This window comes from Carboxydocella sp. ULO1, assembly GCF_002049255.1.
Classification (GTDB): Bacteria; Bacillota.
Genome location: NZ_BDLQ01000152.1, coordinates 1 through 3,026, shown reverse-complemented (window position 1 = coordinate 3,026; position 3,026 = coordinate 1). Strand labels below are relative to the sequence as shown.

At 43.5% G+C, this 3,026-nt stretch carries 3 protein-coding genes; 1 reads left to right on the top strand and 2 read right to left on the bottom strand.

Annotation, left to right across the window (positions count from 1 at the left end):
- Positions 1–269: 269 nt before the first annotated feature.
- Complete coding sequence (selD, locus tag ULO1_RS14150) at positions 270–1,319, bottom strand: selenide, water dikinase SelD (RefSeq protein WP_079933788.1); 1,050 nt, start codon at positions 1,317–1,319, stop codon at positions 270–272.
- 185 nt (positions 1,320–1,504) lie between these two features.
- Here selD and ULO1_RS14145 point away from each other — a divergent pair, with 185 nt between their 5' ends.
- Entirely contained in the window at positions 1,505–2,491 is a 987-nt protein-coding gene (locus ULO1_RS14145; protein ID WP_079933787.1) for an ABC transporter substrate-binding protein, read from the top strand.
- Between the two features lie 410 nt (positions 2,492–2,901).
- On the opposite strand, the gene ULO1_RS15475 is transcribed toward ULO1_RS14145, so the two are convergent.
- Positions 2,902–3,012 carry a hypothetical protein gene (locus ULO1_RS15475; RefSeq protein ID WP_376738163.1) on the bottom strand — a complete coding sequence of 37 codons (111 nt, stop codon included), beginning with the start codon at positions 3,010–3,012 and terminating at the stop codon, positions 2,902–2,904.
- Between the last annotated feature and the right edge of the window lie 14 nt (positions 3,013–3,026).

Below are 3,026 nucleotides of genomic sequence, written 5' to 3'. Positions count from 1 at the left end.
AGATTTTTATATTTCTCAGCTAAAAAACGCATAATTCTGCCTATTTTGTGTTAAATCGAATTAATTCCCAGCTTGACAAATTCTAAAAAATTTTATGCAACGCTACTGATTTTCTGGCTCATGTTGCAGAAAAATTTAGAACAGAAAAATTTAGAACAGAAAAATTTAGAACAAAAAAAGAACGGTTAATATTACCGTTCAAATTAAGTCTCTAAATATATTATGATACGAGGAGAACACATTAATATTTATGTGTTTTCCTTTGTTACTTACTGCCGCAAAATGATGGTTCCCGCTTCTGCTTCTATTACCTCGCCAATACGAGCGATTGTGGCTACTCCGGCGGCAGCCAGTTCCTGCTCCAGCTGTTCAGCTTTTTCCGGGGCCACAGCGATAAGCAAACCGCCCGAAGTCTGGGCATCGGCCAGTATCAGCAGGGTGTCTTCGCTGAAATCGCCATCCAGCTGTAAATTATCCTGCAAGTAGGCCAGATTTTTACGGGTGCCACCCGGTACTACTCCCTGGCTGGCAAAAGCCCAGGCAGCTTCTAAAACTGGAACCTGGCTGACTTCGATTTCGGCTCCCGTGCCACTGCCTGCCATCATTTCAAAGAGGTGGCCGAGAAAACCGAAGCCGGTGATGTCAGTGCAGGCGTGGACTCCTACCTTCACCATTGCGTCTGCGGCAGCCTTATTCAAAGTCCCCATCACTTCTACGGCTTCAGCGAGGATGGGGGGAGGAACCAGATCCCGCTTGTGGGCAGTGGTGATAATACCAAGGCCGAGGGGTTTGGTGAGATAGAGAACATCTTCTGGTCGGGCGCCGGCATTGGTAACAATCCGGTCGGGATGAATTATCCCGGTGACAACCAGACCGTATTTGGGCTCCTGGTCCGAAACAGTGTGGCCGCCTACAATGCTAATACCTGCTTCAGCGGCTTTATCTGCACCGCCGCGCAGGATATCGCCCAGGACTTCCATAGGCAACCTTTTTTCCGGGAAGCCTACTACATTCAGGGCAAAGAGAGGCTTACCGCCCATGGCATAGATGTCACTGAGGGAATTGGCTGCGGCAATCAGACCGAAAGTATAGGGGTCGTCCACTACGGGTGTGAAAAAGTCGACAGTCTGGACTATCGCCAGCTCATCATTGATACGATAAACAGCGGCATCATCGGCGGTATTGGTGCCAACCAGGACATTGGGGTCATTTATTTGCGGTAAATGGCGCAGTACCTGCGCCAGGTCCTGAGGACTGAGCTTGGCCGCTCAGCCGGCGCAGGCAGCCAGTTTGGTCAGCTTAACTGTTTCTGCGGACATTACGATCACTCCTTTCCGGAATTCTTAAGTTATATTGTAATCTTTTAGCTGATATTAGTCAAAGTTATATTGAATCACTGATTTTAAAGGATTTTTAATAATAATGTAGAAAATCTTTTTCTGGAAACAATAAGGGCAGTCAGCGCTATTTAAAAAATGGAATTTATTAGATTGAGGTGTATACAATGGGAAAAAAGGCTATTTATATTTTGATGTTGCTAACAGGAATTATTGTTATTTTGGGCTGTCAAATTGCTTCAAAAACTGAGCCGACCAAATGGTCTGTCGGTATCCTGGCTGCCAGCAATGCTAAAGCGGAAAAAATCGTTGGCTTTAAGCAAGGTTTAGCTGACCTGGGAATTACCGAGGGAAAAGACGTTACCTATATAATTTTAAATGCTCAGGGTGAGCGGGAACAGCTCTTGCCTTTGGCCCGGAAGTTAGTACATGAGAAGCCGGATGTGCTGGTAGCAACCGGGGGTGTGGAAGCTGATGCCCTGAAAATAGCAGCTGAGAATCAGAACATTCCCATTGTTTTTATTGGAGCTGCTTCTACGGTACAACGAGGTATAGTAAAAAGCTTTATTGACCCGGGAGCACAAATTACCGGTGTGGATAATTATCATGCTGAGCTGGCCGGGAAAAGATTGGAATTATTAAAGAAACTGTTACCTTATGTGCAGAAAGTTATTGTTATCTACGATCCTAACGTTCCTCCCGGTTATACCAGTTTGAAAATAGTTCAAAATACGGCTAAAGATTTAGGGATAGTAATAAAAACCATAGCGGTAAGTTCCAGAACAGACTTTAAAACAAAACTAAATCGGCAATCGGTGCAGAACTATGATGCTATTCTTCCTTTGTCAAGTTTTTTGATTGAAACTTTAACCCAGGACTTGCTTGCCTTTTCCTGGCAAAACAAGATTCCGGTTATGGGCATCATTGAACAGGAAGCGGACCGGGGTTATTTCGCCGCTTACGGCGTTTCTATGTATAATCAGGGATACCAGGGAGCCAGAATAGTAGCCAAAGTTTTACAGGGACAGCAGCCGAAACAGATACCTGTGGAAACACCGGATAATCTGGAATTGGTGGTAAATCTGCGCACAGTGGAGAGACTGGGACTTAAACTAAATGAAACTGGATTAAATTTTGCCAGAATAATTCAGTAGCGTTGCATTAATTTTATGAATGGTAGTCAACTATGTTTTGGTCATTACGCATTATGGTATATATGACATTTATGTAATTATATGTAATTAAGGACTCCAGTTCTTTGGCCAAAAGGGATAGTGGTAATAGAGGGTAGTCCTATTCCACATTTTGTCAGCCATTTTGCTTTACAATATAATTGGGTCATAACTCACTTCATTCAGAAAATTTGTTTCTCCGTCCATTACTTGCCTTACTGTTAACTCATATATTGCTTCGTAATTTAGTCTTCGTCGTCCTTTGGACGTTCGCTTCTTCTGTTTACTTAGTTTTTTCCTAAATACCTCGTAGGGCTCATAAATACAGGCGCAAACAAACCTTTTTACAGTCAGCAGTGGTCCTTCACACCCTGTCCTTATTTGGATCATCTTCAATAAACAGTATGTGCCAATGCGATATATAACTGATTTTCTACTGCCTGCTGACTAAGACCATATAAATGTTTGACGTGCAGGTGTTGCTTGAGCCACTTGAAGAAAATTTCAATCTGCCAGC